Below are 23,488 nucleotides of genomic sequence, written 5' to 3' on the forward strand. Positions count from 1 at the left end.
CGGGTTGACCTGCCCGAAGTCTGCCGTCTCCGCTCGACCAGCGGTAGAGGGCGCGAACGCGGCGCGACCGTCAGTCGGCGGTGACGAGCCGCACGGTCAGGCTGTCGACGCGCGTCGCGATGTCGTCGTCCGCGGCCCACCGCTGCGCGAGCCGCTGCAGCACGGCGTCGAGCTCGGCGCGCTCGAGCCCGGCGAGGAGTTCGAGGCGCACGACCACCTCGGGGCCCGCCAGGCGCGCCCCCGGGTCGCCCGGTTCGAGCGTCGTGGCGACGGCCGCCAACTCGCTCGCGATCGAGCGCGCGAAGGCGTCGGTCACGGCGTCGTCCTCGAACGCGGGACGCCACGGCTGCGACTGCGCGACCGACCACAGCGCGGGCCGACGCAGCACGAACTCGCCCGCGCTGCCGGGGTCGAGCACGACGAGCTCGGTGTCCTCGCTCGCGGCGGCGAGCGCGACCCGCACGCCGTCGGCGGGCACCGGGCGCGCCTGCGGGTTCCACGCCAACATCGCGGCGACCGAGCCGAACACGGGCAGCACGTTGCGGCCGTCGGGCCCGGCGACCGTCACGATCGCGAGCTCCTGGCTCTTCTCGATCGCCAGGCCGTGCGCGCCGACCTCCGTGCCGCCGTCGCCCAGCTGCGCCACGAGCGGGATCAGCAGGCGCGCGTCGCGGAAGGCGTCGACGACCTCGGCCTGGCCGACCTCGCCCGCACGGAAGCGGCGGATCGCCTCGGCGAGGCGTTCGGGCATCGTGCCGTCGTCGGCCGCGTGCGCGTTCGGGGTGAACGAGCGGCCGGCCCACGGCTGTCCCGCCGAATCGGCGAGGTGTCCGGGATGCACCGGCTCAGCGGCATCCGCCGCCTCGCCCCCGCCGGGCTCAGTGGCCGGCGACATCCAGCGCCTCGGCGAGCGTGAACGCGCGCGAGTAGAGCGCCTTGCCCACGATCGCGCCCTCGAGCCCGAGCGGCACGAGTTCGCGCAGTGCGGCGAGGTCGTCCAGGCTCGAGATGCCGCCCGACGCGATGACGGGGCGGCGGGTGCGCTCCATGACCTGGCGCAGCAGGTCGACGTTCGGGCCCTGCAGCGTGCCGTCCTTGGTGACGTCGGTGACGACGTAGCGTGCGCAGCCGGCCTCCTCGAGGCGGTCCATGACCTGCCAGAGATCGCCGCCCTCCTTGGTCCAGCCGCGTGCCGCGAGCGTCGTGCCGCGCACGTCCAGCCCGACCGCGACGGCCTCGCCGTACTGCGCGATGACCGACGCCGCCCACTCGGGGTTCTCGAGCGCCGCGGTGCCGAGGTTGATGCGCTTCGCGCCGATCTCGAGCGCCTTCTCGAGCGACGCGTCGTCGCGGATGCCGCCCGACAGCTCGATGTTCACGCCGCGCACCTGGCGGATGACCTTCTTCAGGATCCCGGTGTTGCTGCCGCGTCCGAAGGCCGCGTCCAGGTCGACCAGGTGGATCCACTCGGCCCCCTGCTTGGCCCAGTCCTCGGCCGCGTCGATCGGGTCGCCGTAGTTGGTCTCGGAACCCGCCTCGCCCTGCGTCAGGCGTACCGCCTTGCCGCCGGCGACGTCCACCGCCGGAAGCAGCACAAGACGCGGGGTCCTGTTGAACTCGCTCATCACTGTCCTCGTATCGTGGCCTCGCTGGAACGGGAGACCGGCACAGTCACAGCATCCTACTCGCGTGCGACGGGCCGATCGCACACGCCGTCCCCGCGCGGATCCCGGCCGCTCAGCGCAGCGTGCCGAGCCAGTTCGACAGCAGGCGGATGCCCGCGTCGGCCGACTTCTCCGGGTGGAACTGCGTCGCCGTGAGCGGTCCGTTCTCGACCGCCGCGAGGAACGGTGCGCCGTGCTCCGACCAGGTCACGCGGGGCTGCGGGAACGGCGGCTGCACGTCGAGCGTCCACTCCATCGCCGCGTACGAGTGCACGAAGTAGAACCGCTCGTCGTGGAGCCCCTCGAAGAGCACCGAGTCGTCGGGCGCGTCGATCGTGTTCCAGCCCATGTGCGGCAGCACGGATGCCGGGAGCTCGGTGACCGTACCCGGCCACTCGCCGAGCCCCTCGGTGTCGACCCCGCGCTCGATGCCGTGCTCGAACAGCACCTGCATGCCCACGCAGATGCCCATGACGGGGCGGCCGCCCGCGAGCCGGCGGTCGACGATCTCGTCGCCGCGCACGCCCTTCAGCGCCGCCATGACCGCGCTGAACGCGCCGACGCCGGGCACGAGCAGGCCGTCGGCCTCCATCGCGGCGGAGCGGTCCGCCGTGAGTTCGACGTCGGCGCCGGCGCGCTCGAGCGCCTTGACCGCCGAGTGCACGTTGCCGGTGCCGTAGTCGAGCACGACCACGCTCGGTCGGGTCACAGCGCGCCCTTCGTCGACGGGATGCCGGACACGAGCGGGTCGAGCGCCTTGGCCTGGCGGAACGCGCGCGCGAACGCCTTGAACTCGGCCTCGGCGATGTGGTGCGGGTCGCGGCCCGCGCGCACGTCGACGTGCACGGTCATCGCGGAGTGGAAGGTGATCGCCTCGAAGACGTGGCGCACCATCGACCCCGTGAAGTGGCCCCCGATGAGGTGCAGTTCGAAGCCGGCGGGCTCGCCGGTGTGCACGAGGTACGGACGCCCGGAGATGTCGACGACGGCCTGCGCGAGCGCCTCGTCGAGCGGCACGAGCGCGTCGCCGTAGCGCGAGATGCCGCGCTTGTCGCCGAGCGCCTGCTTGATGGCCGTGCCGAGCACGATGCCGACGTCCTCCACGGTGTGGTGCACGTCGATCTCGATGTCGCCGCTCGCGCGCACGCGCAGGTCGGTCAGCGAGTGCTTCGCGAACGCCGTGAGCAGGTGGTCGTAGAACGGCACCGAGGTCTCGATGTCGCTCTCCCCGGTGCCGTCGAGGTCGAGCGAGAGGTCGATGCTCGACTCGCTCGTCTCGCGCTGCACGCGGGCGGTCCGTGCGGGGGTGCTCATGCGGCCATCCTATTGCGGGTGTTGCGGGCGGTTCTCCGGGGTGCAGGCGGGCGGATGCCCCGGGCTCAGCGCCCGACGGCGGCGATCGCCTCGAGGAACGCCGTGGTCTCGGTCTCCGTGCCGGCGCTCACCCGCAGCGTGCCGGGGATGCCGACATCGCGCACGAGCACGCCGCGATCGCGCAGCGCCGCCCAGGTCGCCTGCGGATCGTCGACGCCCGCGAAGAGCACGAAGTTGCTCCACGAGCGGTACGGGCGGTAGCCGAGCCCGGCGAGCTCGGCGGAGATGCGGTCGCGCTGGCCACGGATGTCGTCGACCATCGCGAGCATCTGGGGCGCGTGCTCGACCGCGCCGATCGCCGCCGCCTGGGTGAGCGCGGAGAGGTGGTACGGCAGGCGCACGAGGCGGATCGCGTCGATCACGGCGGGGTCGGCGGCGAGGTAGCCCACGCGGGCGCCGGCGAAGGCGAACGCCTTGCTCATGGTGCGGGACACGATCAGGCGCGGCCGGCCCTCGAGCAGCGACAGCGCGCTGGGCGAGCCGGGGGGCGCGAACTCGGCGTAGGCCTCGTCGACCACCACGATGCCGCGCGCTGCGTCGGCGACGGCCCGCACGGTCTCGAGTGGGACCGGGGTGCCGGTCGGATTGTTCGGCGAGCAGAGGATCACGATGTCGGGGTCGTGTTCCTCGACCGCGCGCACGGCGGTCTCGGGCGAGAGCTCGAAGTCGGCGTCGCGGTCGGCACCGATCCACTCGACGCCCACGCCCGACGAGAGCAGCGGGTACATCGAGTACGTGGGCGTGAAGCCGAGCGCGGTGCGCCCGAACCCGCCGAACGCCTGCAGCACCTGCTGGAGCACCTCGTTCGAGCCGTTCGCCGCCCAGATGCGGTCTGGCGACAGCCCGTGGCCGAGGTAGCCCGCGAGCGCCTCGCGGAGCGCGGTGAACTCGCGGTCGGGATACCGGTTGAGGCTCAGCAGTGCCTGCGCGATGCGGGCGATGATGTCGTGCGCGACGTCCTCCGGAATGGGGTGCGTGTTCTCGTTGACGTTCAGCGCGACGGGCACGTGCAACTGCGGTGCGCCGTAGGGGATCTTGCCGCGCAGGTCGTCTCGGATCGGCAGGTCGTCGAGGGTCGTCACGCACTCATGCTACTGAGCACGCCGGTGGTGTTTCGGCGGCGCGGACCGCCGCGCTGCCGAGGGCTCAGCGGCCGGCCGGCAGCGCGAGCTGCTGCCCCGGCACGAGCTCGGCCGACTCCAGCCCGTTCAGGCTCAGGATGTCGGCGATGACCTCGCGGGGGTCGGCCTGCGGGGCGATCGACTCCGCGATCGCCCAGAGGGACTGCCCGTGCTCGACCGTGATGACCTCGAGCGGCTCGGCGGCCTCGTCGCCCGCCACCGCCGGGGATGCGGCGAGCGGGAGCAGCAGGGCGAACGCCAGCACCACGAGCACGCCGAGCGTGCCGAACACGAGTCGGCCCCGTCGCGTGAGGCGCAGGCGCGTGCGCACCCGGCTCCCGCCCGCGGGGGCATCCGTCGACTGCCCTGACGTCGTTGTGCGCGGCGAACCGAAGACCGTGCCGCTGTGGATTGCCATCGTCATCTCGCACCTCCCTGGTCGAGCTCCGCGTCGGCCTTCGGCCGGGAAGGCCGGCGCGAAGCTCTGTTCCGAATATACCTTCGATGTTTCGAACACTCAACCCTCGATCCGAGGCGATTCGCCCGGAATTCCGCGCGACACGCTCGAACATATGTTTGCCCGCACCCGACACGCCGGATACAGTTTCGAGTGTCTGGCGACAGTCGATCAGCACCCACCGACATTCGATCGACCGGCCCCGGCAGACGGACCTGTGGAGGGCGAGACACGTGGACACCGAGAACGGAACAGAGCGCAGGGCGACCCGGCGACGCAAGAGCCTCAGCGCCAAGCAGCTGCAGATCCTCGACGTGATCCAGCGGTCGGTGTCGACCCGCGGGTACCCGCCGAGCATGCGCGAGATCGGCGACGCGGTCGGGCTCTCGTCGCTGTCGAGCGTCGCCCACCAGCTCAGCCAGCTCGAGCTGAGCGGCTACCTTCGCCGCGACCCGAACCGCCCCCGCGCGCTCGAGGTGCTGATCGAGACGCCCTCGCAGACCGAGTCCGCCGACGAGACCGGCTCGGCGGGCGCATCGGGCGCACCGGCCCCGGTCGGCGACGCGGCGATGGTGCCGCTCGTCGGGCGCATCGCCGCGGGCGTGCCGATCACCGCCGACCAGCAGATCGAGGAGGTGTTCCCGCTCCCCCGCCAGCTCGTGGGCAAGGGCGAGCTGTTCATCCTCAAGGTCGTCGGCGACTCCATGATCGACGCGGCCATCTGCGACGGCGACTGGGTCGTCGTGCGTCGCCAGCAGGAGGCCGAGAACGGCGAGATCGTCGCCGCGATGCTCGACGGCGAGGCCACGGTGAAGGTCTTCCGCCAGCGCGACGGCCACACCTGGCTGCTCCCCCGCAACAGCGCCTTCGAGCCGATCATCGGCGACTACGCCGAGGTGCTCGGCAAGGTCGTCGCCGTGCTCCGCACCGTCTGAACACCGCGAGCCTGCACGTTTCGTCGTTCTCAGCGCTCGGAACGACGAAACATGCAGGCTCGCGGAGGCAGGGCGACGGATGCCCCGGGGCGGCGTGCGCCCCGGGGCATCCGATCAGGCCTGCACCGCCTGGCGGGCGCGCACCTCGCGGGTCGCGTCGATGATGTTGCGCAGCGACGCCACGGTCTCGTCGTAGCCGCGGGTCTTCAGGCCGCAGTCGGGGTTCACCCAGACCTGGCGGAGCGGCAGCGCACCGGCGGCACGCTCGAGCAGCTGGGTGACCTCGGCGACGCTCGGCACGCGCGGCGAGTGGATGTCGTAGACGCCCGGGCCGACGCCGTGGTCGAACCCGCTCGTCCGCAGGTCGTCGACGACCTCCATGCGGCTGCGCGCCGCCTCGATGCTCGTCACGTCGGCGTCGAGCGCGCGGATCGCGTCGATCACCACGCCGAACTCCGAGTAGCAGAGGTGCGTGTGCACCTGCGTGGCCGTCGCCGCGCCGCCGGTCGCGAGGCGGAACGCCCCCACCGACCAGTCGAGGTACGCGGGCTGGTCGGCGCGCTTCAGCGGCAGCAGCTCGCGCAGCGCCGGCTCGTCGACCTGGATGATGCGGATGCCCGCCTGCTCGAGGTCGGCGATCTCGTCGCGCAGTGCGAGGGCGACCTGGTTCGCGGTGTCGCCGAGCGGCTGGTCGTCGCGCACGAACGACCAGGCGAGGATCGTCACCGGGCCCGTCAGCATGCCCTTGACGGGCTTGTCGGAGAGCGACTGCGCGTACCGCGACCACGCGACGGTCATCGGCTCGGGCCGCGACACGTCGCCCCAGAGGATGGACGGGCGCGTGCAGCGGCTGCCGTACGACTGCACCCAGCCGTTCTCGGTGACCGCGAAGCCGTCGAGCAGCTCGGCGAAGTACTGCACCATGTCGTTGCGCTCGGGCTCGCCGTGCACGAGCACGTCGAGGCCGATCTCCTCCTGCAGGCGGATGACGCGCTCGATCTCCTCGCGCATGAGCGACTCGTAGCCGGCGTCGTCGAGCTCGCCGCGCGCGTGACGGGCGCGTGCGCGGCGGATGTCGCCGGTCTGCGGGAACGAGCCGATCGTCGTCGTCGGCAGTACCGGGAGGTCGAGCTCGGCCTGCGCGGCGACGCGCTCGTCGTAGTCGGCGCGGTCGGTCGCGCCGGCGCCGAGGCCCGCGAGGCGGTCGCGCACCGCGCCGTCGCGCACGCCCGGCGCACCGAGGCGGTCGGCCAGCGCGTGGGTCGCGGCCGCGAGCTCGTCGGCGACGGCGTCCGCTCCCCGGCGAGGCCGCGCGCGAGCACGGCGACCTGGGCGACCTTCTGGTCGGCGAACGCGAGCCAGGAGCGCAGCCGCGCGTCGAGCGAGGGCTCGTCGTCGACGTCGTGCGGCACGTGCAGCAGCGAGGTCGAGGTCGACACGGCGAGGTCGGCGCCGAGGCCGCGCAGGCCCTCGGCCGCGGCCAGCGCGCCGGCGAGGTCGCCGCGCCACACGTTGTGGCCGTCGACCACGCCCGCGACGAGGGTCTTGGTCGCGAGGCCGGCGAGGGTGGCCTCGTCGAGGCCGACGGGCGCCGAGCCGCGCACGAGGTCGAGGCCGATCGCCTCGACCGGGCTCGCGGCGAGCACCGGGAGTGCCGCGTCGAGCGCGCCGTAGGGCGCCGCGACGAAGATCGAGGGGCGAGCGGATGCCCCGCCGAGCGCGTCGTACGCCGTCGCGAGCGCCGCCCGCGCATCGGCCGGGTCGACGTCGATGCTCTCCGACACGAGCGCCGGCTCGTCGAACTGCACCCACTCGGCACCCGCGTCGGCCAGCCGGGCGAGGAGCTCGACGTACACGGGAAGCAGGTCGCCGAGGCGGTCGAGCGGCCGGAAGGAGGCATCCGACCCGTCCGCCGCCTTGCTGAGCAGCAGCAGCGTCACGGGGCCGACCACGACCGGCCGCGTGACGAGGCCGTTCTCGCGCGCCTCGGCGACCTCGCGCACGAGGCGGTCGTCGGCGAGACGGAAGGCGGTGTCGGCCGCGATCTCGGGCACCAGGTAGTGGTAGTTCGAGTCGAACCACTTGGTCATCTCGAGGGGCGCCTTCTCGCCCTCGCCGCGCGCGATCGTGAAGTAGGCGTCGAGGCCCACGCGGCCCGAGTCGTCCACGAGGTCCGCGAAGCGCTCGGGGATCGCGCCGACCGCGACCGCGGCGTCGAGCACCTGGTCGTAGTACGAGAACGACTCGGGGATCGACGAGTCGTCGGCGCCGAGGCCGAGCTCCTGGAGGCGCGCACGGGTCGCGGCGCGCAGCTCGGCGGCGGTGCGCTCGAGCTCGGCCTCGTCGATGCGGCCCGCCCAGAAGGACTCCACCGCGCGCTTGAGCTCGCGGCGGCGCCCGATGCGCGGGTAGCCGAGGATGGTGCCGGACGGGAAGGTCGTGCGGGTCATGCGTGCTCCGTGAGTGACGTGGGCCGGGCGGCCCGGGGTGGGTAGAGGCCGAGCTCGGCGAGCACGCCCAGCACGGCCTCGTGGCGGTTGAAGGTGTAGAGGTGGAGGCCGGGCGCGCCGCCGTCGATCACGGCGCGGGCGAGGCCTGCGGCGAACCGCATGCCGATCTCGCGCTGCGCCGCCTCGTCGGGCTCGACCTCGAGCGCGATCGCGAGGTCGTCGGGCGCCGGCACGCCGGTCAGCTCGGTGAGCCGCGCGAGCCGCCTCGGCGAGACGACCGGCATGATGCCGGGCAGGATCGGGATGGTCACGCCGCCCTCGCGTGCGAGCTCGACGAACCCGAGGTAGTCGTCGGCGTGCCAGAAGAGCTGGGTGATCGCGAGGTTCGCGCCCGCGACCTCCTTCGCGAGGAGGGCGTCGACGTCCTGCCGGCGATTGGCCGAGCGCGGATGCCCCGTGGGGAACGTGGCGACCGCGACGCGCTCGGGGCGCGGGCGGTCCTCGATGCGCCGCGCCCTGGGCGCACCCGGCACGCCGAGCTGCGCGAACGGCTCGCGCTCCTGCTGCACCCGGTGGATGAGCTGCACGAGCTCGGCCGACGACCCGAGGTCGCCGAGCCCGTCGCCCTCCTCCGCGCCCGCCGGCGGGTCGCCGCGCAGCGCGAGGAAGCTCGTGATGCCCGCGTCGAGGAATTCGCGCACCAGCCGGTTCGCCTCGGCGTGCGAGGAACCTACGCAGGTGAGGTGCGCCATGGGCTCGACCGTGGTCTGGTCGAGGATGTACCGCAGCACCGTGAGGGAGCGGTCGCGCGACGAGCCGCCCGCGCCGAACGTCACCGAGATGAACGCGGGGTCGGCCTCGGCGAGCTTGTCGATGGTGCGGCCGAGGGCGATGGCCGCCGCATCCGACCGGGGCGGGAACAGCTCGAACGACACGGGCACGCGCCGCACGGCGGCGCCGTCGTGCGTGCGCATTCGGCCGGTCTCGGACATCGGGCACCCATCGTCTCGGGGCGACGGGGCGCACGGCAGGCCGCGGACCCGACGCGTGGTCGGTGTCGCGGGCGGGTGCCGGGCTCGGCGGTCGCTCCACGCGGCGGGCTCGGCCCGTCGCAAACGATCGGGCATGACGATACGCCCGAATCCGGCGCCTGTCTGCCCCCGTGACCGAATATGACGACGGGACTCAGCGCCGGTGGGTCGGGGTTCCGGTGCTACTCGGCGACGGATGCCGCGGGGCGCACCGCGTACTGCGCGAGCTGCGCGGCGAGCTCGGGGTTGGCCAGCGCACGCACGTGCGTGCCCTCGTCGCGGTAGTCGACCTCGAGCACGCGACCGGCCTCGTGCAGCGTCGAGACGATGTCGCCGCGGTCGTACGGCACGAGCAGGTCGACCTCGACCGACGGGTCGGGGATGCGGTCGGCGATGGCCTGCAGCAGCTCGGGGATGCCCGCGCCGGTGCGCGCCGAGGCGAAGACCGCGTCGGGCTCGAGGCCGCGGAGCACGAGGCGCTCCTCGTCGTCGATCAGGTCGGACTTGTTGAAGACCACGAGCTCGGGGATCTCGCGGGCGCCGAGCTCGCCGATGACGTCGCGCACCGTGGCGAGCTGGCTCGCCGGGTCGGGGTGCGACGCGTCGACGACGTGCACGATCAGGTCGGAGTCGCCGACCTCCTCGAGCGTCGAGCGGAACGCCTCGACGAGCTGGTGCGGCAGGTTGCGCACGAAGCCGACCGTGTCGGCGATCGTGTAGAGCCGGCCGTCGGGGGTCTGGTTACGGCGCACGGTCGCGTCGAGGGTCGCGAACAGGGCGTTCTCGACGAGCACGCCCGCGCCCGTGATGCGGTTGACGAGGCTCGACTTGCCGGCGTTCGTGTACCCGGCGATCGCGACCGACGGCACCGCGTTGCGGCGGCGGTTCGCGCGCTTGGCCTCGCGGGCGGGCTTCATCGCCGCGATCTGCTTGCGCAGGCGGGACATGCGAGTGTGGATGCGACGACGGTCGAGCTCGATCTTCGTCTCACCGGGTCCGCGGGAGCCCATGCCGGCGCCCGCGCCGCCCACCTGGCCACCGGCCTGGCGGGACATGGACTCACCCCAGCCGCGCAGTCGCGGAAGGAGGTACTCGAGCTGCGCGAGCTCGACCTGCGCCTTGCCCTCGCGGCTCTTCGCGTGCTGGCTGAAGATGTCGAGGATCACGGCGGTGCGGTCGATGACCTTGACCTTCACCACGTCCTCCAGCGCACGACGCTGGCTCGGGGCGAGCTCGGTGTCGGCGATGACCGTGTCGGCACCGAGGGACTGCACGATCATGCGCAGCTCCTCGGCCTTTCCGCGGCCCAGGTAGGTGGAGGGATCGGGATGCGGCCGCCGCTGGAGCAGCCCGTCGAGCACTCGGGCGCCGGCCGTCTCGGCGAGTGCCGAGAGCTCGCGCAGCGAGTTCTCCGCGTCGCGCAGCCCGCCCTGCGGGTGCACGCCGATGAGCACCACGTTCTCGAGGCGCAGCTGCCGGTACTCGACCTCGGTGACGTCCTCGAGTTCGGTCGACAGGCCCACCACGCGCCGGAGCGCTGCGCGGTCCTCACGGTCGAACTGGTCGCCGTCGTAGGCGTCGCCGCCCGGGGCATCCGTCGCCGTCTCATGCGCCTGGAGCGCCCCGGCGCGACCGTCGAACAGGCTGAATCCGCGCGCGTGCGCATCGCCGTGGGCGAGCACTCGCTCCACGGCGTCGTCTTCGGCGGTCAGCCGTTCCTCGGTACGATCCATCCCGTTAACCCTAGTTCCTCGCTCTGCGCTACGTTCCCTCTATGGCGTCGGACCACTACTTCTCGTCGCAGCCCGCCAGCTCCGGCGCCCTCCGGCCCCTGCAGGTGCGACTCGCCGGTCGCGATGTCACGCTGACCACCGCATCCGGCATCTTCAGCCCCGACCGCATCGACCAGGGCACCCGGGTGCTGCTGGCCAACGCACCCGAGCCGCCCCCCGGCGGTGCGCTGCTCGACATCGGCTGCGGCTGGGGGCCGATCGCGCTGACGCTCGGCCTCGAGTCGCCGCACGCCGACGTCTGGGCGGTCGACGTGAACGAGCGGGCCCTCGACCTCGTGCGCCGCAACGCCGCCGCGCTCGGCCTGCCTCAGGTCAACGCGTCGCTGCCCGACGATGTTCCCGAGGGGCTGCAGTTCCGCAGCATCTGGTCGAACCCGCCCATCCGCATCGGCAAGCAGGAGCTGCACGCGCTCCTGCTGCGCTGGCTGCCGCGTCTCGAGCCGGGCGGCGACGCCTGGCTCGTCGTGCAGCGCAACCTCGGCTCGGACTCACTGCAACGCTGGTTGCAGGGGGAACTCCCCGACGACTTCGACGTGACGCGCGAGGCGATCAGCAAGGGATTCCGAGTGCTGCGGGTGCGCCGAGCGGGCTGAGCCCGACCGGGAGCGCCGCGCGCTACTCGACCGTCAGCACGCCGTCGAACACCAGCTCGGCCGGGCCCGCGAGCGCCACGTGCTCGCCGTCCTCGGCCGGGAACATGCGCACGCCGAGGATGCCGCCGGGCACCTGCACGCGCCACTCGTTCGGCGCGCCCTCGCCCGCCCAGTGGCGCACCGCGAGCGCCGCGGCGACCGCGCCCGTGCCGCAGGAGAGCGTCTCCCCCGACCCGCGCTCGTGCACGCGCATGCGGATGCGCCCGACGCCGTCGACCACGAGCGGCTCCCCCGGCACGACGAACTCGACGTTCGCGCCCGCCTCGGGCGCGGGCTCCAGCACCGGCACGAACGACAGGTCGATCGACTCGAGCTCCTCGTCGTCGGCGACCGCGACGACCACGTGCGGGTTGCCCACGTCGACGCCGAGGCCGGGGCGCGCGACCGGCAGCTCCTTGGCGCGCACGAGCGGCTCGCCGCCCTCGAGGCGCCAGCGGCCGAGGTCGGCCTGGAACCCGGTGGCGCTCGCCATCACGTCGTGCACGCCGGTGCGCGTGCCGATCGGCAGCGTGCTGCCGGGCTCGAGCACCGCGAGGCCCTGCTCGAGCAGGTAGCGGGCGAAGACGCGGATGCCGTTGCCGCACATCTCGGCGATCGAGCCGTCGGCGTTGCGGTAGTCCATGAACCACTCTGCGTCGGGCTCCTCCGCGAGCGCGGCGGCGCCCTCGTCGATCGCGCGCGACCGCACCGCGCGGATGACGCCGTCGCCGCCGACGCCGAACCGGCGTTCGCACATCGCGCGCACGCGCTCGGGCGTGAGGTCGAGCTCCCCATCGGGATCGGAGACGAGCACGAAGTCGTTGCCCGTGCCCTGGCCCTTGGTGAACGGCAGATCGAACGGCATGCCGATCAGTCTAGGGTCGCGAGGCGGCGCACCTGCGCGGCCCTGGCGTCGGCGTCGGTCGCGTCGATCACGGTCGCGTCGGCGTACCTGCGGAACCAGCCGACCTGGCGGCGGGCGTAGCGCCGCGTGAGCGCCTGGGTCTCGGCGATGGCGTCGGCCCGGGGCATCCGCTCGTGCACTTCTGCGATCGCCTGCGCGTAGCCGATCGCTCGGCTCGCGGTGACCCCGCGCTCGATGCCCCGCGGGATGAGCCCGCGCACCTCGTCGACGATCCCGTCGCGCCACATGCGCTCGACGCGCGCGTCGAGCCGGGGCACGAGCGCGTCTCGGTCGACGTGGAGGCGCACGGTCTCGTGCTGCGTCCACGGAACGGGCTCGTCGGGCAGCCGGGCGGCGGCGGGCTCGCCGGTCACCTCGATCACCTCGAGCGCGCGCACGATGCGGCGGGCGTTGTGCGGGCCCACCGCCTCGGCCGTGGGCGCGTCGAGCTCGCGCAGGCGGCGGTGCAGGGCGCCCCGGCCGTCGCGCTCGAGCTCGGCCTCGAGCCGCGCACGCACCTCGGCGTCGGTGCCGGGGAACTCGAACTCGTAGAGCACGGCCGACACGTACAGTCCGGAGCCGCCCACGAGCAGCGGCACGGCTCCGCGCTCGCGGATCGCGGAGATCGCGGCGCGCGCCTCGAGCTGGTAGGCGGCGACGGATGCCTCGTCGGTGACGTCGAGCACGTCGAGCAGGTGGTGCGGCACGCCGCGGCGCTCGTCGACCGTGAGCTTCGCGGTGCCGATGTCCATGCCGCGGTACAGCTGCATGGCGTCGGCGTTGACGATCTCGGCGGTGCCGCCGCGCGCGGCGATCGCGTCTGCGACGTCGAGCGCGAACTCGCTCTTGCCGGTGCCGGTCGCGCCGACGACCGCGATCAGGGTCACGTCGTGCGGGTCTCGTCCACCACGCGCACGGTCGGCAGGCCGAGCGAGACGGCGCCGCCGGATGCCGCGCCGGGGGCGGCCGGGACGCCGCAGCTCTCGGCCTGCGCGCGGTCCCACGCGTCGCCGGCGCGCGTGCGACGGATGCGCAGCGGCGCACCGTCGGGCGAGTCGGCGATGAGGTGGAACGGCGCGGCGTGCGTGACCGTGACGGTGACGACGTCGCCGGGGCGCGGGAGCTCGGAACCGTCCGGCACCTCGAAGTGCACGAGCCGGCTGTCTTCCGCGCGACCCGACATGCGGCGGGTCTCGGCGTCCTTCTTGCCCTCGCCGGTGGCGACGAGCAGCTCGACCTCGCGGCCGACGACTGCCTGGTTCTCCTCGAGGCTGATGCGCTCCTGCAGGGCGATGAGGCGGTCGTAGCGGTCCTGCACGACCTCCTTCGGCACCTGGTCGTCCATGGTCGCGGCGGGCGTGCCGGGACGGATGGAGTACTGGAACGTGAACGCCGACGCGAACCGCGCCGCCTCGACCACGCGCAGGGTCTCCTGGAAGTCCTCCTCGGTCTCGCCGGGGAAGCCGACGATGATGTCGGTGCTGATCGCCGCGTGCGGGATGCGCTCGCGCACCTTGTCGAGGATGCCGAGGAACCGCTCGCTGCGGTACGACCGGCGCATGGCCTTGAGGATGCGGTCGGAACCCGACTGCAGCGGCATGTGCAGCTGCGGCATGACGTTGGGCGTCTCCGCCATCGCGTCGATCACGTCGTCGGTGAACGCGGCCGGGTGGGGGCTCGTGAAGCGGATGCGCTCCAGGCCGTCGATGCGCCCGGCGGCGCGCAGCAGCTTGCCGAACGCCTGCCGGTCGCCGAACTCGACGCCGTAGGAGTTCACGTTCTGGCCGAGCAGCGTGACCTCGATGGCCCCGTCGTCGACGAGCGCCTGCACCTCGGCGAGGATGTCGCCGGGCCGGCGGTCCTTCTCCTTGCCGCGCAGCGACGGCACGATGCAGAAGGTGCAGGTGTTGTTGCAGCCGACCGAGATCGACACCCAGCCGCTGTAGCTCGAGTCGCGCTTCGTCGGCAGCGTCGACGGGAACGTCTCGAGCGCGTCGAGGATCTCGAGCTGCGCCTCGTCGTTGTGCCGGGCGCGCTCGAGCAGGCGCGGCAGCGCGCCCATGTTGTGGGTGCCGAACACCACGTCGACCCACGGCGCCTTCTCGAGGATGGTGCTCGTGTCCTTCTGGGCGAGGCAGCCGCCGACGGCGATCTGCATGCCCTCGTGCCGGCGCTTGACGCCGGCGAGGTGGCCGAGGTTGCCGTAGAGCTTGTTGTCGGCGTTCTCGCGCACCGCGCAGGTGTTGATGACGACGACGTCGGGCTCGGCGCCGTCGGCGGGTACGTAGCCGGCGGCCTCGAGCGAGCCGCTCAGGCGCTCGGAGTCGTGCACGTTCATCTGGCAGCCGAAGGTGCGCACCTCGTACGTGCGCGCGCGACCGGCGTCGTCACGTGCGGCCGGGGATGGCGCGACGAGCGTCGGCGCGGAGGACGGGGCGGTCATGATGGTCCATTGTACGAGGGGGCCCGCCGCCCACGGATCATCGGATGCGGCCCCGGATCCGCACGGCGGACAGCGCGGTGCACGCCACGGCGATGGCCACCATCACTGCCACGACGAACCCGACGGGCACCGCCCAGTCCCCGACGACCAGGTCGAGCCCGAAGAAGAGCCGTAGCGGCTCCGCCGCACCCGGGGCTCCCGCGGTCATCACCTCGAGGGTCTCGTCGGAGAACTCGCGACGCAGGAGCATGCCGGCCTGGGCGAACGGCATCGCCGAGAGGATCGACGCGACGCCCGGGGGCAGAAGGCCCATCGGCAGGTAGGCGCCCGCCACGAAGCCGAGCACCGTGCCGACGATCGTCGCCAGTGCGGAGAACGCCCCGCTCGTGTGCACGAAGCTCACGATCAGCGCCGAGAACGAGGTGAATGCGATGCAGGAGAGCACGATCACGCCGACGCTGCGCAGGAGCGCGTCCGGGGGCAGCCACGCGCCCCTGAGGAAGCCGAGGTACAGCAGCGAGATCACGAAGACGACGCCCGAGAGCACCAGGGAGATGAGCACCGCCGCGATGAGGTAGCCGAGCACGAGCTGGCCACGCTGCAGCGGCGCGACGAGGAAGTCGCGGAAGCGCCCCGACTGCCCGTCGTCGACGAGGGAGACCAGCGCGCCCAGGCCGGTGGTCACCGTGGTGATCAGCACGATGCCGGCGAACATCCAGCTGTCGACGAAGGCCTGCACCTCCTGGGTGGTCGCACCCGGGAGGTCGTCGGCCAGGTTGCCGGTCTGGAGGTTGCTGAGGAACAACGTGTAGAGGCCGAACAGGATGATCGCGCCCAGCAGCGAGAAGAACACGTTCAGCCGGTCGCGGAAGAACAGCCTGAGGTTGCGCGCGACGAGCGCGCGGACCACGTTCACCGCACCCCCGCCGTCGCTTCGCGCCCGGTGAGGGCGAGGAAGACGTCGTCCATGCTGCCGTGGCGGAACTCGAAGTCGCGCACGTGGTCGCCGTGGCGCCGCAGCAGGTCGAGCGCGACGTCGGCTCCCGAGACGCCGATCTCGACCCGGCCGACTTCGAGCGCGGGCTCCGCGCCGACGGATCGCGCGAGGCTGACGAGCAGGTCGACGTCGTCGGTCTCGACGGTGAGGATGCTGCGGCTGTGCGCCGCACGCAGCCGCTCGGGGGTGTCCTCCGCGACGATGCGACCGTCGTCGACGATGCAGACGCGATCGGCCTCCTCGGTCTCCTCGAGGTAGTGGGTGGTGAGGAAGATGGTGAAGCTCCCCCGTTCTCGAAGCTCGTGGAGCGTGTCCCAGACGATCGCGCGACTGCCGGGATCGAGGCCGGCGGTCGGCTCGTCGAGAAAGAGGATCTCCGGTTCGTGGAGGAGGGCGCGGGCGATGTCGGCGCGGCGTCGCTGGCCGCCCGACAGCTTGCCGTACCGGCGGTCGAGGAAGCTCCCGAGCCCGATGAGTGCCGCGACGTCGTCGATGCGCGCGTCGACCTCGCGCTGCGGCACCCGGGACAGCACGGCGCGAAGTCTGAGGTTCTCCCTCGTGGTCAGCAGCGGGTCCTGCAGCGAGTCCTGGAAGACCACGCCGATCGACTCGCGGACGCGCTCGCCCGACGTGACCACGTCATGGCCGAGCACGGAGACCTCGCCCTCGTCGAACGGCAGCACGGTCGTGACGCAGCCGATGGTGGTCGACTTCCCGGCGCCGTTGGTGCCGACGAACGCGAACACGCTCCCGTCGTCGACCGAGAACGAGATGTCGTCGACGGCGACGACACCGCGGTACCGCTTCGTGAGGTTCGCCACGTGGATCGACACGGTCGCCTCCGCCCTCTTCGATTCGCCACGGTATTGCGCGGACGCGCCGCGGCACAAGACCGGGCGGCGGAGTCCGTCGGGCGGAGCGCGGTCAGATCAGACGTGCGCGCCGTCGAGCGCGGCGTCCACCGCCTCGCGGACGACGTCGCCCGAGTAGCCGCGGCGCTGCAGGTAGCCGGAGAGCCGGCGCACCGCGGTCATGCGGTCGAGCGACCCCATGCGGCGGGCACGCTCTGCCGCCAGCTCGATCGCCCGCGACCGCTCGTCGTCGCCGTCGAGCGCGTCGACGGTCTCGCGCGCGAGCCCCGGCTCGATGCCTCGGCGCTGCAGCTCGGCGAGGACCGCCCCCGCGCCGTATCCCTTGCGCTCGACGAGCGACGCCGCGAGCTGGTCGGCGAACGAGCGGTCGTCGAGGTAGCCGAGCCGCTCGTAGCGATCGATCCAGGCGTCGACGTCCTCGGCCGGGACGTCCTGCTCGCGGAGCAGTCGGCGCACCTCGGCCACGCTGAGCGACGACCGCCGCAGCCGGGCGAGCACGACGCGGTCGACCCGATCGTCGTCCATCGCCGGAGTCGCCGCGAGTCGCTCCTCGACGCGCTCGCAGTCCGACATCTCCGAACCGGGAACCGCGCCCCACAGCTCGCTCCGCGACCCGGACGCAGGGACCTGCGAGGGCTCGGCGGGCGCCGCTTCCTGCCCCGGCCGCACCCACGGCAGGTAGGCGACCGGGGCGATCGCGTCGTCGTCGCGATCGCTCCGGCCGGATCTCGTCGAGCGGGTCATGCGCCCTTCTTGGCGCCGAGCTTGCCCTGGATGGACTCGACGTTGCCGACGCCGTCGCCCATCGGGATGCCCTTGGCACCGATGCCGAGCTTGCCGAGGATCTTCTGCTCGATCTCCTCGGCGATGTCGGGGTTCTTGATGAGGAAGTTGCGGGCGTTCTCCTTGCCCTGCCCGAGCTGGTCGCCGTCGTACGTGTACCAGGCGCCCGACTTCTTGACGATGGCCTGGTCCACGCCGTAGTCGATGAGGCTGCCCTCGCGGGAGATGCCGACGCCGTAGAGGATGTCGAACTCGGCCTGCTTGAACGGCGGGGCCATCTTGTTCTTCACGACCTTCACGCGGGTGCGGTTGCCGACCGCGTCGCCGCCGTCCTTCAGGGTCTCGATGCGGCGAATGTCGAGGCGGACCGACGCGTAGAACTTCAGCGCCTTGCCGCCCGCGGTCGTCTCGGGGCTGCCGAAGAACACGCCGATCTTCTCGCGGAGCTGGTTGATGAAGATGGCCGTGGTCTTGGTCTGGTTGAGGCCACCGGTGATCTTGCGGAGCGCCTGCGACATGAGCCGCGCCTGGAGGCCGACGTGCGAGTCGCCCATCTCGCCCTCGATCTCAGCGCGGGGCACGAGCGCGGCCACCGAGTCGATGACGACCAGGTCGATCGAGCCCGAGCGGATGAGCATGTCGGCGATCTCCAGCGCCTGCTCACCGGTGTCGGGCTGCGAGACGAGCAGCGAGTCGATGTCGACGCCGAGCTTCTTGGCGTAGTCGGGGTCGAGCGCGTGCTCGGCGTCGATGAACGCCGCGATGCCGCCGGCGCGCTGCACGTTCGCGATGGCGTGCAGCGTGAGGGTCGTCTTACCCGACGACTCCGGGCCGTAGATCTCGATGATGCGGCCGCGCGGGAGGCCGCCCACGCCGAGCGCGACGTCGAGTGCGATCGAGCCGGTGGGGATGATCTCGACGGGAGCGCGCTCTTCGCTGCCGAGGCGCATCACCGAGCCCTTCCCGAACTGGCGGTCGATCTGCGCGAGGGCCGTCTCGAGGGCCTTCTCGCGGTCTGCGGGTGAGGGCATGTGCTGTCTCCTTCGTCTCGGTGCTGCTGCCTGTAGGCTGTCGCTCCGCGCCCGGGCCGTGACCCGGGACACCTCGTCGACAAGGCGGTGCGGTGTGATCCGACGCCGTTCACGCTACGCACCACCCCCGACATCCGCCGGTTGCAGCGCCGTGGAGTTCCCGACGCGCGGGGCTCACCCGCCTGTTGAGGAGACTACGCCAGCGAACCGAACACGTGTTCGAGCGACACGCCGCGTGTCATGGGTGGTTCATCGAACATCCGCACACTGGTCACCGGTCGTGATCGAGTCGCCCGACGCCGTACCGACGCTGCCCCGGGACGTCCGTCGCGTCGCACAGCGCATCCCACACCACGCGCGCCGGCACGCCGTCGGACAGCGCCTGCTCGGCAGTGCGTCCGGCGAGCGTGGGCAGCACGAGGTCGGCGACGACGACGCGGCCGTAGCCGGCGCCGAACTCGTCGTCGACGGCGATGCGGAACTCGCTGAGCTTCACGGACCCTCCTGCCGGGAAACGAGAACGACCGGCCCGCGGGCCGGTCGTTCCGTACGTCGATGTGTCGTGGTCAGCGCACCATCATGTCGGCGTCGAAGCCGGCCACGAACTCGTCGGGGACCGTGTCGGGGATCGGGTCGATGCCCTCGATCACTGCCAGACGGTCGCCGACCTCGCGCATGATAGTCGAGATCGGGGTCTCGAGCGCCTCCGCCACCGAGGCGAGGATCTCGCTCGAGGCCTCCTTCTGGCCGCGCTCCACCTCGCTCAGGTAGCCGAGGGCCACGCTGGCCTTGCTCGCGACCTGACGGAGCGTCCGACCCTTCTGCAGGCGGAAGTCCCTCAGCACATCGCCGATTTCCTGACGAACCAGAACCATCGGGAACCTCCTTCTCTCTGCCCATCGGCCCGGGCGGCCGATCCGGGAACCGGTCGGCGGGCGACTGGTTCCCTTCCTACGACATTAGCGTCGCACACTGGGCTTTGCGTGTGAATGCCGTACATGTAACGGCCTGTTAACGCCGTCTATTCCGTACTTCCGCAACCGCTTCCGCGATCGCCGCATCCACCGTCGCGGTGCGGATCGCGGCCCGGTCGCCGGTCAGCGCGAGCTCGACGGCCCGCGATCCGGCGTCGGTTGCGACCCCCACGAACACTGTCCCCGGCGGCATCCCGCCCTGCGGGTCCGGCCCCGCGACTCCGGTCGTCGCCACCCCGAGGTCCGCCTCGCGGCCGTCGACCGCACACGCGCGCCGCACGCCCTCGGCGAGTCGCCGGGCCACCTCTGCGTCCACCGGTCCGCGCTCCACGAGCAGCGTGGCATCCACCCCGAGCAGGTCGTGCTTCAGCTTGGTCGCGTACGCCACGACGCCTCCGACGAAGACGGCGGATGCCCCGGGCACGTCGACGATCCGCGCGGCGAGCATGCCGCCGGTGAGCGACTCCGCGACCGCGAGCGTCATGCCCCGCGCGGCGAGCGCCTCGACGAGCGAGCGCGCGTCGTCAGGCATCCGCCCCGGTGCGCCGCAGCCTCGCCGCGTGGACCAGGTACACCGCGCCCGACCAGACCGTGAGCACGAGTGCGACGCCCATCGCGAACCAGTTCACCCAGAAGACCCAGTCGCCGAGGAGCAGCCACGTCGGCGTGAGCGCGAGCGAGATCGCGACCGCCTGCACGACGGTCTTCAGCTTGCCGCCGCTCGATGCCGGCACGACGTTGCCGCGGCGCAGCTCGACGAGGCGCCACACGGTGATGCCGACCTCGCGGACGATGATCAGCGCGGTGACCCACCACCACAGCTCGCCGAGGATCGACAGGCAGACCAGCGCGCCGCTCGTGAGGAGCTTGTCGGCGATCGGGTCGAGGATCTTGCCGAGGTCGGTGACGAGCCCGCGACTGCGCGCGATGTGGCCGTCGAGCCCGTCGGTCGAGATCGCGATGATGAAGAATGCGGCGGCGATCCAGCGGAGCGGTCCGTCGTCACCGGCATCCGCCAGCAGCATCCAGAAGAAGAACGGCGCCATCAGGATGCGCACCACGGTGATGGCGTTCGGGAGGTTCCAGTTCGCCGATCGGGTCGGGCTGTCGGCGTCGCTCATGGGGAAAGACTACCGCCCGCTCAGTCGCGGCCGGTGAGTCCCCAGGCGTCCTCGTCCGACCCGCCGTCGACCTCCTCACGACCTGCCGACATGCGCGCGACCGGGTCGCCCTCGTAGGGCTCTGCGGGGGCGGCGGATGCCGCGGGGCGATGCTCGGCCGGCTCCTCGCCGCGCAGCCTGGCCAGCACGCCCGGCAGCTGCTCGGCGGTGACGAGCACGTCGCGCGCCTTCGAGCCCTCGGACGGCCCGACGATCTCGCGCGACTCGAGCAGGTCCATGAGCCGGCCCGCCTTGGCGAAGCCCACGCGGAGCTTGCGCTGCAGCATCGACGTCGAACCGAACTGCGTGGACACCACGAGCTCGGCCGCCGCGAGCAGCACCTCGAGGTCGTCGCCGATGTCGGAGTCGATCTCTTTCTTCTCGACCGCCGCCTCGACGTCCTTGCGGTACTCGGGCCGCGCCTGGCGGGTGACGTGCTTGACGACCTTCTCGATCTCGGTCTCGCTCACCCACGCGCCCTGCACGCGCATCGACTTCGACGCGCCCATGGGCAGGAAGAGGCCGTCGCCCTGGCCGATGAGCTTGTCGGCGCCCGGCTGGTCGAGGATGACGCGCGAGTCGGTCACGCTCGTCACAGCGAACGCGAGCCGCGACGGCACGTTCGCCTTGATGAGGCCGGTGACGACGTCGACCGACGGGCGCTGCGTCGCGAGCACCAGGTGGATGCCCGACGCGCGCGCGAGCTGCGTGATGCGCACGATCGAGTCCTCGACGTCGCGCGGGGCGACCATCATGAGGTCGGCGAGCTCGTCGACGACGACCAGCAGGTACGGGTACGGCTTGAGCGTCCGCTCGCTGCCCTCGGGCAGCACGATCTGGTCGTTCACGACAGCCTTGTTGAAGTCGTCGATGTGGCGGAACCCGAACGACGCCAGGTCGTCGTACCGCATGTCCATCTCCTTCACGACCCACTGCAGCGCCTCGGCGGCCTTCTTCGGGTTCGTGATGATGGGCGTGATCAGGTGCGGCACGCCCGCGTACGGCGCGAGCTCGACGCGCTTGGGGTCGATCAGCACCATGCGCACGTCGGCGGGCTTCGCGCGCATCAGCAGGCTCGTGATCATCGAGTTCACGAAGCTCGACTTGCCCGAGCCGGTGGAGCCCGCGACCAGCAGGTGGGGCATCTTGGCGAGGTTCGCGACCACGTAGCCGCCGCCGACGTCCTTGCCCACGCCGATGGTCATCGGGTGGGTGCTGCCGGATGCGGTGGACGAGCGCAGCACGTCGCCGAGCGTGACGATCTCGCGGTCGGAGTTCGGGATCTCGACGCCGATCGCGCTCTTGCCCGGGATCGGCGAGAGGATGCGCACCTCGTTCGACGCGACCGCGTACGACAGGTTCTTCGACAGCGCGGTCACGCGCTCGACCTTGACGCCCGGCCCGAGCTCGATCTCGTACTGGGTCACGGTCGGTCCGCGCGAGAACCCGGTGACCTTCGCATCGACGCCGAACTGGTCGAGCACGTGCGTGATCGCGCGCACGACGTCGTCGTTCGCCGACGAGCGCGACTTCGCCGGGGCACCGGCAGCGAGCGTGGAGGCCGCCGGCAGGTGGTACGGATGCTCCGCCTCGGGCGCTGCCTCGGGCACCGCGTCCGGGTCGAACCCCGACTCCCCCGCCGCGGCGGCGCCGAACCCGGGGAGCACCTCGGTCGCGCCGGCCGCCCCGGTCGCACCGTCGGCCTGCAGGCCGGTCGTGGCGCCCGTGCCGCCGAACTGCTGGATCGCGGACTCTGCGCGCTGCAGGTCGCCCTCGACCGCGGCGCCGTACTCGGCACGCCCGTCGGGCGGGCCTTCGAGCGCGGAGTCGAAGCCGCCCTCGGAACGGCCGTCGCCGAACACCTCGGTCATGCCGTCGCCGCCCGCGTACTCGGGGTCCTCCTCGCGGTTGGACGAGTTGCGCCGCCACCACGGCAGCACGCCCGGCGACGACGGCTCGTCGTCATCGCCGTCGACGCCGTCGAGTTCGACCTGAGTGGACTTCTTCCTCCGGCGGGACTTCGGCTCGGACGGCTCCGCCTCGGGCTGCTCCTCGAGCGTCGCGCCGAACAGCCAGCGGTACAGCTCGCCCAGGCGCGACCCGATGCGGTTCGGCGGGGTCTTGGTAATGATCAGCACCGACAGCAGCAGGAGCAGGATGACGATGGCCGTCGCGCCGATGTCGGTCGTGAGCAGCACGAGCGGCTGGGCGAGCATCCAGCCGAGGATGCCGCCCGCGGTCGCGAGCACCTCCATGCCCTCGCTCGGGTCGGGCTGGCCGCCGAAGATGTGGCACAGCCCGGAGACGGTGAGCAGCATGAGCCACAGGCCGATGCCGATGCGCGTGTTGTCGTGCACCGAGCTGGGGTGCCGGAAGAGCCAGATGGCGAACACCAGCAGGATGACCGGGAGCGCGAACGCCACCCGGCCGAGCAGGCCGCCGAACGTCCACGCGTCGATGACCTGGGCGACCGGCTCGTTGATCAGGAACCACTCGACGACCGCACCGGCGATGGCGAGCAGCACGAGGAAGAACGGCAGGCCGTCGCGCCGGTCCTCCTTGGCGAGGGTCTCGGGGCCGAGAGCACGCGCGGCGCCGCCGGCGACGTGCGCCATGCCCATCCACGCGCGGACGAGCAGCGGATCGCGGTCGGGGTCGCGCGGGGCGCGCTTCGCGGGCGCCTTGGTGCGCGCCGTCGCCTTGGTGGCCGGCTTCGCGGCGGTCTTCTTCGTCGTTCCCCCGGACGACGAGCCGCCGCGGCCGGACCGCCCGGAGGCGCGACTCGTCGACTTGGTGCTCGTGGCCATGGGTCCACGTTACGGGTGGCGGCCGACTTCGAGCGCGAAGCGGGCGCGAGTGTTCGCGAT

22 protein-coding genes and 1 pseudogene are annotated in these 23,488 nt (G+C 72.2%); 2 read left to right on the forward strand and 21 right to left on the reverse strand.

What is annotated here, in order from left to right; translation table 11 throughout:
- Positions 1-70: 70 nt before the first annotated feature.
- The 6 genes from QMG39_RS00155 to QMG39_RS00180 form a co-directional block, all read right to left on the reverse strand.
- A complete protein-coding gene (locus tag QMG39_RS00155) occupies positions 71-895 on the reverse strand; it encodes an SseB family protein (protein WP_281881755.1) in 825 nt (274 codons plus the stop codon).
- On the reverse strand, positions 879-1,625 hold the full coding sequence (priA, locus tag QMG39_RS00160; protein WP_281881757.1) for a bifunctional 1-(5-phosphoribosyl)-5-((5-phosphoribosylamino)methylideneamino)imidazole-4-carboxamide isomerase/phosphoribosylanthranilate isomerase PriA: 747 nt from the start codon (positions 1,623-1,625) through the stop codon (positions 879-881). Before priA ends, QMG39_RS00155 begins: the two co-directional genes overlap by 17 nt.
- 112 nt (positions 1,626-1,737) lie before the next feature.
- The gene (gene hisH / locus QMG39_RS00165; protein WP_281881758.1) at positions 1,738-2,373 is read right to left on the reverse strand and encodes an imidazole glycerol phosphate synthase subunit HisH; all 636 of its coding nucleotides are present in this window, start codon (positions 2,371-2,373) and stop codon (positions 1,738-1,740) included.
- The gene (gene hisB / locus QMG39_RS00170) at positions 2,370-2,978 is read right to left on the reverse strand and encodes an imidazoleglycerol-phosphate dehydratase HisB (RefSeq protein ID WP_281881760.1); all 609 of its coding nucleotides are present in this window, start codon (positions 2,976-2,978) and stop codon (positions 2,370-2,372) included. Before hisB ends, hisH begins: the two co-directional genes overlap by 4 nt.
- 65 nt (positions 2,979-3,043) lie before the next feature.
- Entirely contained in the window at positions 3,044-4,120 is a 1,077-nt protein-coding gene (locus QMG39_RS00175; protein ID WP_281881761.1) for a histidinol-phosphate transaminase, read from the reverse strand.
- Positions 4,121-4,184: 64 nt separating this feature from the next.
- Positions 4,185-4,583: a LysM peptidoglycan-binding domain-containing protein gene (locus QMG39_RS00180; protein WP_281881762.1), complete on the reverse strand. Its 399-nt coding sequence runs from the start codon at positions 4,581-4,583 to the stop codon at positions 4,185-4,187.
- 266 nt (positions 4,584-4,849) lie between these two features.
- Between QMG39_RS00180 and lexA the strand changes: the two genes are divergently transcribed.
- Positions 4,850-5,551, forward strand: coding sequence for a transcriptional repressor LexA (lexA, locus tag QMG39_RS00185; protein ID WP_281881764.1), 702 nt, complete (start codon positions 4,850-4,852; stop codon positions 5,549-5,551).
- Positions 5,552-5,665: 114 nt separating this feature from the next.
- On the opposite strand, the pseudogene metE reads toward lexA, so the two are convergent.
- The 3 genes and pseudogenes from metE to hflX all read right to left on the reverse strand — a co-directional run bounded on the left by metE (position 5,666) and on the right by hflX (position 10,765).
- Positions 5,666-8,001 (reverse strand): annotated as a pseudogene (gene metE / locus QMG39_RS00190) (5-methyltetrahydropteroyltriglutamate--homocysteine S-methyltransferase).
- Entirely contained in the window at positions 7,998-8,993 is a 996-nt protein-coding gene (locus QMG39_RS00195) for a methylenetetrahydrofolate reductase (protein WP_281881765.1), read from the reverse strand. The pseudogene metE and the gene QMG39_RS00195 overlap by 4 nt, the downstream one beginning before the upstream one ends.
- A gap of 221 nt (positions 8,994-9,214) precedes the next feature.
- On the reverse strand, positions 9,215-10,765 hold the full coding sequence (gene hflX / locus QMG39_RS00200; protein ID WP_281881766.1) for a GTPase HflX: 1,551 nt from the start codon (positions 10,763-10,765) through the stop codon (positions 9,215-9,217).
- 41 nt (positions 10,766-10,806) lie between these two features.
- Here hflX and QMG39_RS00205 point away from each other — a divergent pair, with 41 nt between their 5' ends.
- Positions 10,807-11,418 (forward strand): class I SAM-dependent methyltransferase, encoded by a 612-nt coding sequence (locus QMG39_RS00205; RefSeq protein WP_281881767.1) that lies wholly within the window; start codon positions 10,807-10,809, stop codon positions 11,416-11,418.
- A gap of 22 nt (positions 11,419-11,440) precedes the next feature.
- Here the strand turns inward: QMG39_RS00205 and dapF are convergent, their stop codons facing one another.
- From dapF to QMG39_RS00265, 12 genes are all read right to left on the reverse strand, one after another.
- Positions 11,441-12,322: a diaminopimelate epimerase gene (dapF, locus tag QMG39_RS00210; protein ID WP_281881768.1), complete on the reverse strand. Its 882-nt coding sequence runs from the start codon at positions 12,320-12,322 to the stop codon at positions 11,441-11,443.
- A gap of 5 nt (positions 12,323-12,327) precedes the next feature.
- Positions 12,328-13,248 (reverse strand): tRNA (adenosine(37)-N6)-dimethylallyltransferase MiaA, encoded by a 921-nt coding sequence (gene miaA / locus QMG39_RS00215; RefSeq protein ID WP_281881769.1) that lies wholly within the window; start codon positions 13,246-13,248, stop codon positions 12,328-12,330.
- On the reverse strand, positions 13,245-14,804 hold the full coding sequence (gene miaB, locus QMG39_RS00220; protein ID WP_281881770.1) for a tRNA (N6-isopentenyl adenosine(37)-C2)-methylthiotransferase MiaB: 1,560 nt from the start codon (positions 14,802-14,804) through the stop codon (positions 13,245-13,247). Before miaB ends, miaA begins: the two co-directional genes overlap by 4 nt.
- Positions 14,805-14,841: 37 nt before the next feature.
- Positions 14,842-15,720, reverse strand: a complete 879-nt coding sequence (locus QMG39_RS00225) for an ABC transporter permease (RefSeq protein WP_281881771.1) — start codon at positions 15,718-15,720, stop codon at positions 14,842-14,844.
- The gene (locus QMG39_RS00230; protein WP_281881772.1) at positions 15,717-16,634 is read right to left on the reverse strand and encodes an ABC transporter ATP-binding protein; all 918 of its coding nucleotides are present in this window, start codon (positions 16,632-16,634) and stop codon (positions 15,717-15,719) included. Before QMG39_RS00230 ends, QMG39_RS00225 begins: the two co-directional genes overlap by 4 nt.
- 96 nt (positions 16,635-16,730) lie before the next feature.
- Positions 16,731-17,417: a regulatory protein RecX gene (locus tag QMG39_RS00235; RefSeq protein WP_281881773.1), complete on the reverse strand. Its 687-nt coding sequence runs from the start codon at positions 17,415-17,417 to the stop codon at positions 16,731-16,733.
- A complete protein-coding gene (recA, locus tag QMG39_RS00240; RefSeq protein ID WP_281881774.1) occupies positions 17,414-18,487 on the reverse strand; it encodes a recombinase RecA in 1,074 nt (357 codons plus the stop codon). The genes QMG39_RS00235 and recA overlap by 4 nt, the downstream gene beginning before the upstream one ends.
- A gap of 271 nt (positions 18,488-18,758) precedes the next feature.
- Positions 18,759-18,983 (reverse strand): DUF3046 domain-containing protein, encoded by a 225-nt coding sequence (locus QMG39_RS00245; protein ID WP_281881775.1) that lies wholly within the window; start codon positions 18,981-18,983, stop codon positions 18,759-18,761.
- Positions 18,984-19,053: 70 nt separating this feature from the next.
- The gene (locus QMG39_RS00250; RefSeq protein WP_281881776.1) at positions 19,054-19,362 is read right to left on the reverse strand and encodes a helix-turn-helix domain-containing protein; all 309 of its coding nucleotides are present in this window, start codon (positions 19,360-19,362) and stop codon (positions 19,054-19,056) included.
- A gap of 136 nt (positions 19,363-19,498) precedes the next feature.
- Complete coding sequence (locus QMG39_RS00255) at positions 19,499-19,993, reverse strand: CinA family protein (protein ID WP_281881779.1); 495 nt, start codon at positions 19,991-19,993, stop codon at positions 19,499-19,501.
- Positions 19,986-20,582 carry a CDP-diacylglycerol--glycerol-3-phosphate 3-phosphatidyltransferase gene (pgsA, locus tag QMG39_RS00260; RefSeq protein ID WP_281881780.1) on the reverse strand — a complete coding sequence of 199 codons (597 nt, stop codon included), beginning with the start codon at positions 20,580-20,582 and terminating at the stop codon, positions 19,986-19,988. The genes QMG39_RS00255 and pgsA overlap by 8 nt, the downstream gene beginning before the upstream one ends.
- Before the next feature lie 20 nt (positions 20,583-20,602).
- Positions 20,603-23,428: an FtsK/SpoIIIE family DNA translocase gene (locus QMG39_RS00265; RefSeq protein ID WP_281881782.1), complete on the reverse strand. Its 2,826-nt coding sequence runs from the start codon at positions 23,426-23,428 to the stop codon at positions 20,603-20,605.
- Positions 23,429-23,488 lie beyond the last annotated feature (60 nt).

Source organism: Agromyces rhizosphaerae, from assembly GCF_027925245.1.
Classification (GTDB): Bacteria; Actinomycetota; Actinomycetes; order Actinomycetales; family Microbacteriaceae; genus Agromyces; species Agromyces rhizosphaerae.

Excerpts from the sequence above, each read along its gene's own strand:
- QMG39_RS00155 (WP_281881755.1), bottom strand. The coding sequence starts at position 895 with ATGTCGCCGGCCACTGAGCCCGGCGGGGGCGAGGCGGCGGATGCCGCT.
- priA (WP_281881757.1), bottom strand. The coding sequence starts at position 1,625 with ATGAGCGAGTTCAACAGGACCCCGCGTCTTGTGCTGCTTCCGGCGGTG.
- hisB (WP_281881760.1), bottom strand. The coding sequence starts at position 2,978 with ATGAGCACCCCCGCACGGACCGCCCGCGTGCAGCGCGAGACGAGCGAG.
- QMG39_RS00180 (WP_281881762.1), bottom strand. The coding sequence starts at position 4,583 with ATGACGATGGCAATCCACAGCGGCACGGTCTTCGGTTCGCCGCGCACA.
- QMG39_RS00195 (WP_281881765.1), bottom strand. The coding sequence starts at position 8,993 with ATGTCCGAGACCGGCCGAATGCGCACGCACGACGGCGCCGCCGTGCGG.
- hflX (WP_281881766.1), bottom strand. The coding sequence starts at position 10,765 with ATGGATCGTACCGAGGAACGGCTGACCGCCGAAGACGACGCCGTGGAG.
- QMG39_RS00205 (WP_281881767.1), top strand. The coding sequence starts at position 10,807 with ATGGCGTCGGACCACTACTTCTCGTCGCAGCCCGCCAGCTCCGGCGCC.
- dapF (WP_281881768.1), bottom strand. The coding sequence starts at position 12,322 with ATGCCGTTCGATCTGCCGTTCACCAAGGGCCAGGGCACGGGCAACGAC.
- miaB (WP_281881770.1), bottom strand. The coding sequence starts at position 14,804 with ATGACCGCCCCGTCCTCCGCGCCGACGCTCGTCGCGCCATCCCCGGCC.
- QMG39_RS00235 (WP_281881773.1), bottom strand. The coding sequence starts at position 17,417 with ATGACCCGCTCGACGAGATCCGGCCGGAGCGATCGCGACGACGACGCG.
- recA (WP_281881774.1), bottom strand. The coding sequence starts at position 18,487 with ATGCCCTCACCCGCAGACCGCGAGAAGGCCCTCGAGACGGCCCTCGCG.
- QMG39_RS00250 (WP_281881776.1), bottom strand. The coding sequence starts at position 19,362 with ATGGTTCTGGTTCGTCAGGAAATCGGCGATGTGCTGAGGGACTTCCGC.
- QMG39_RS00255 (WP_281881779.1), bottom strand. The coding sequence starts at position 19,993 with ATGCCTGACGACGCGCGCTCGCTCGTCGAGGCGCTCGCCGCGCGGGGC.
- pgsA (WP_281881780.1), bottom strand. The coding sequence starts at position 20,582 with ATGAGCGACGCCGACAGCCCGACCCGATCGGCGAACTGGAACCTCCCG.
- QMG39_RS00265 (WP_281881782.1), bottom strand. The coding sequence starts at position 23,428 with ATGGCCACGAGCACCAAGTCGACGAGTCGCGCCTCCGGGCGGTCCGGC.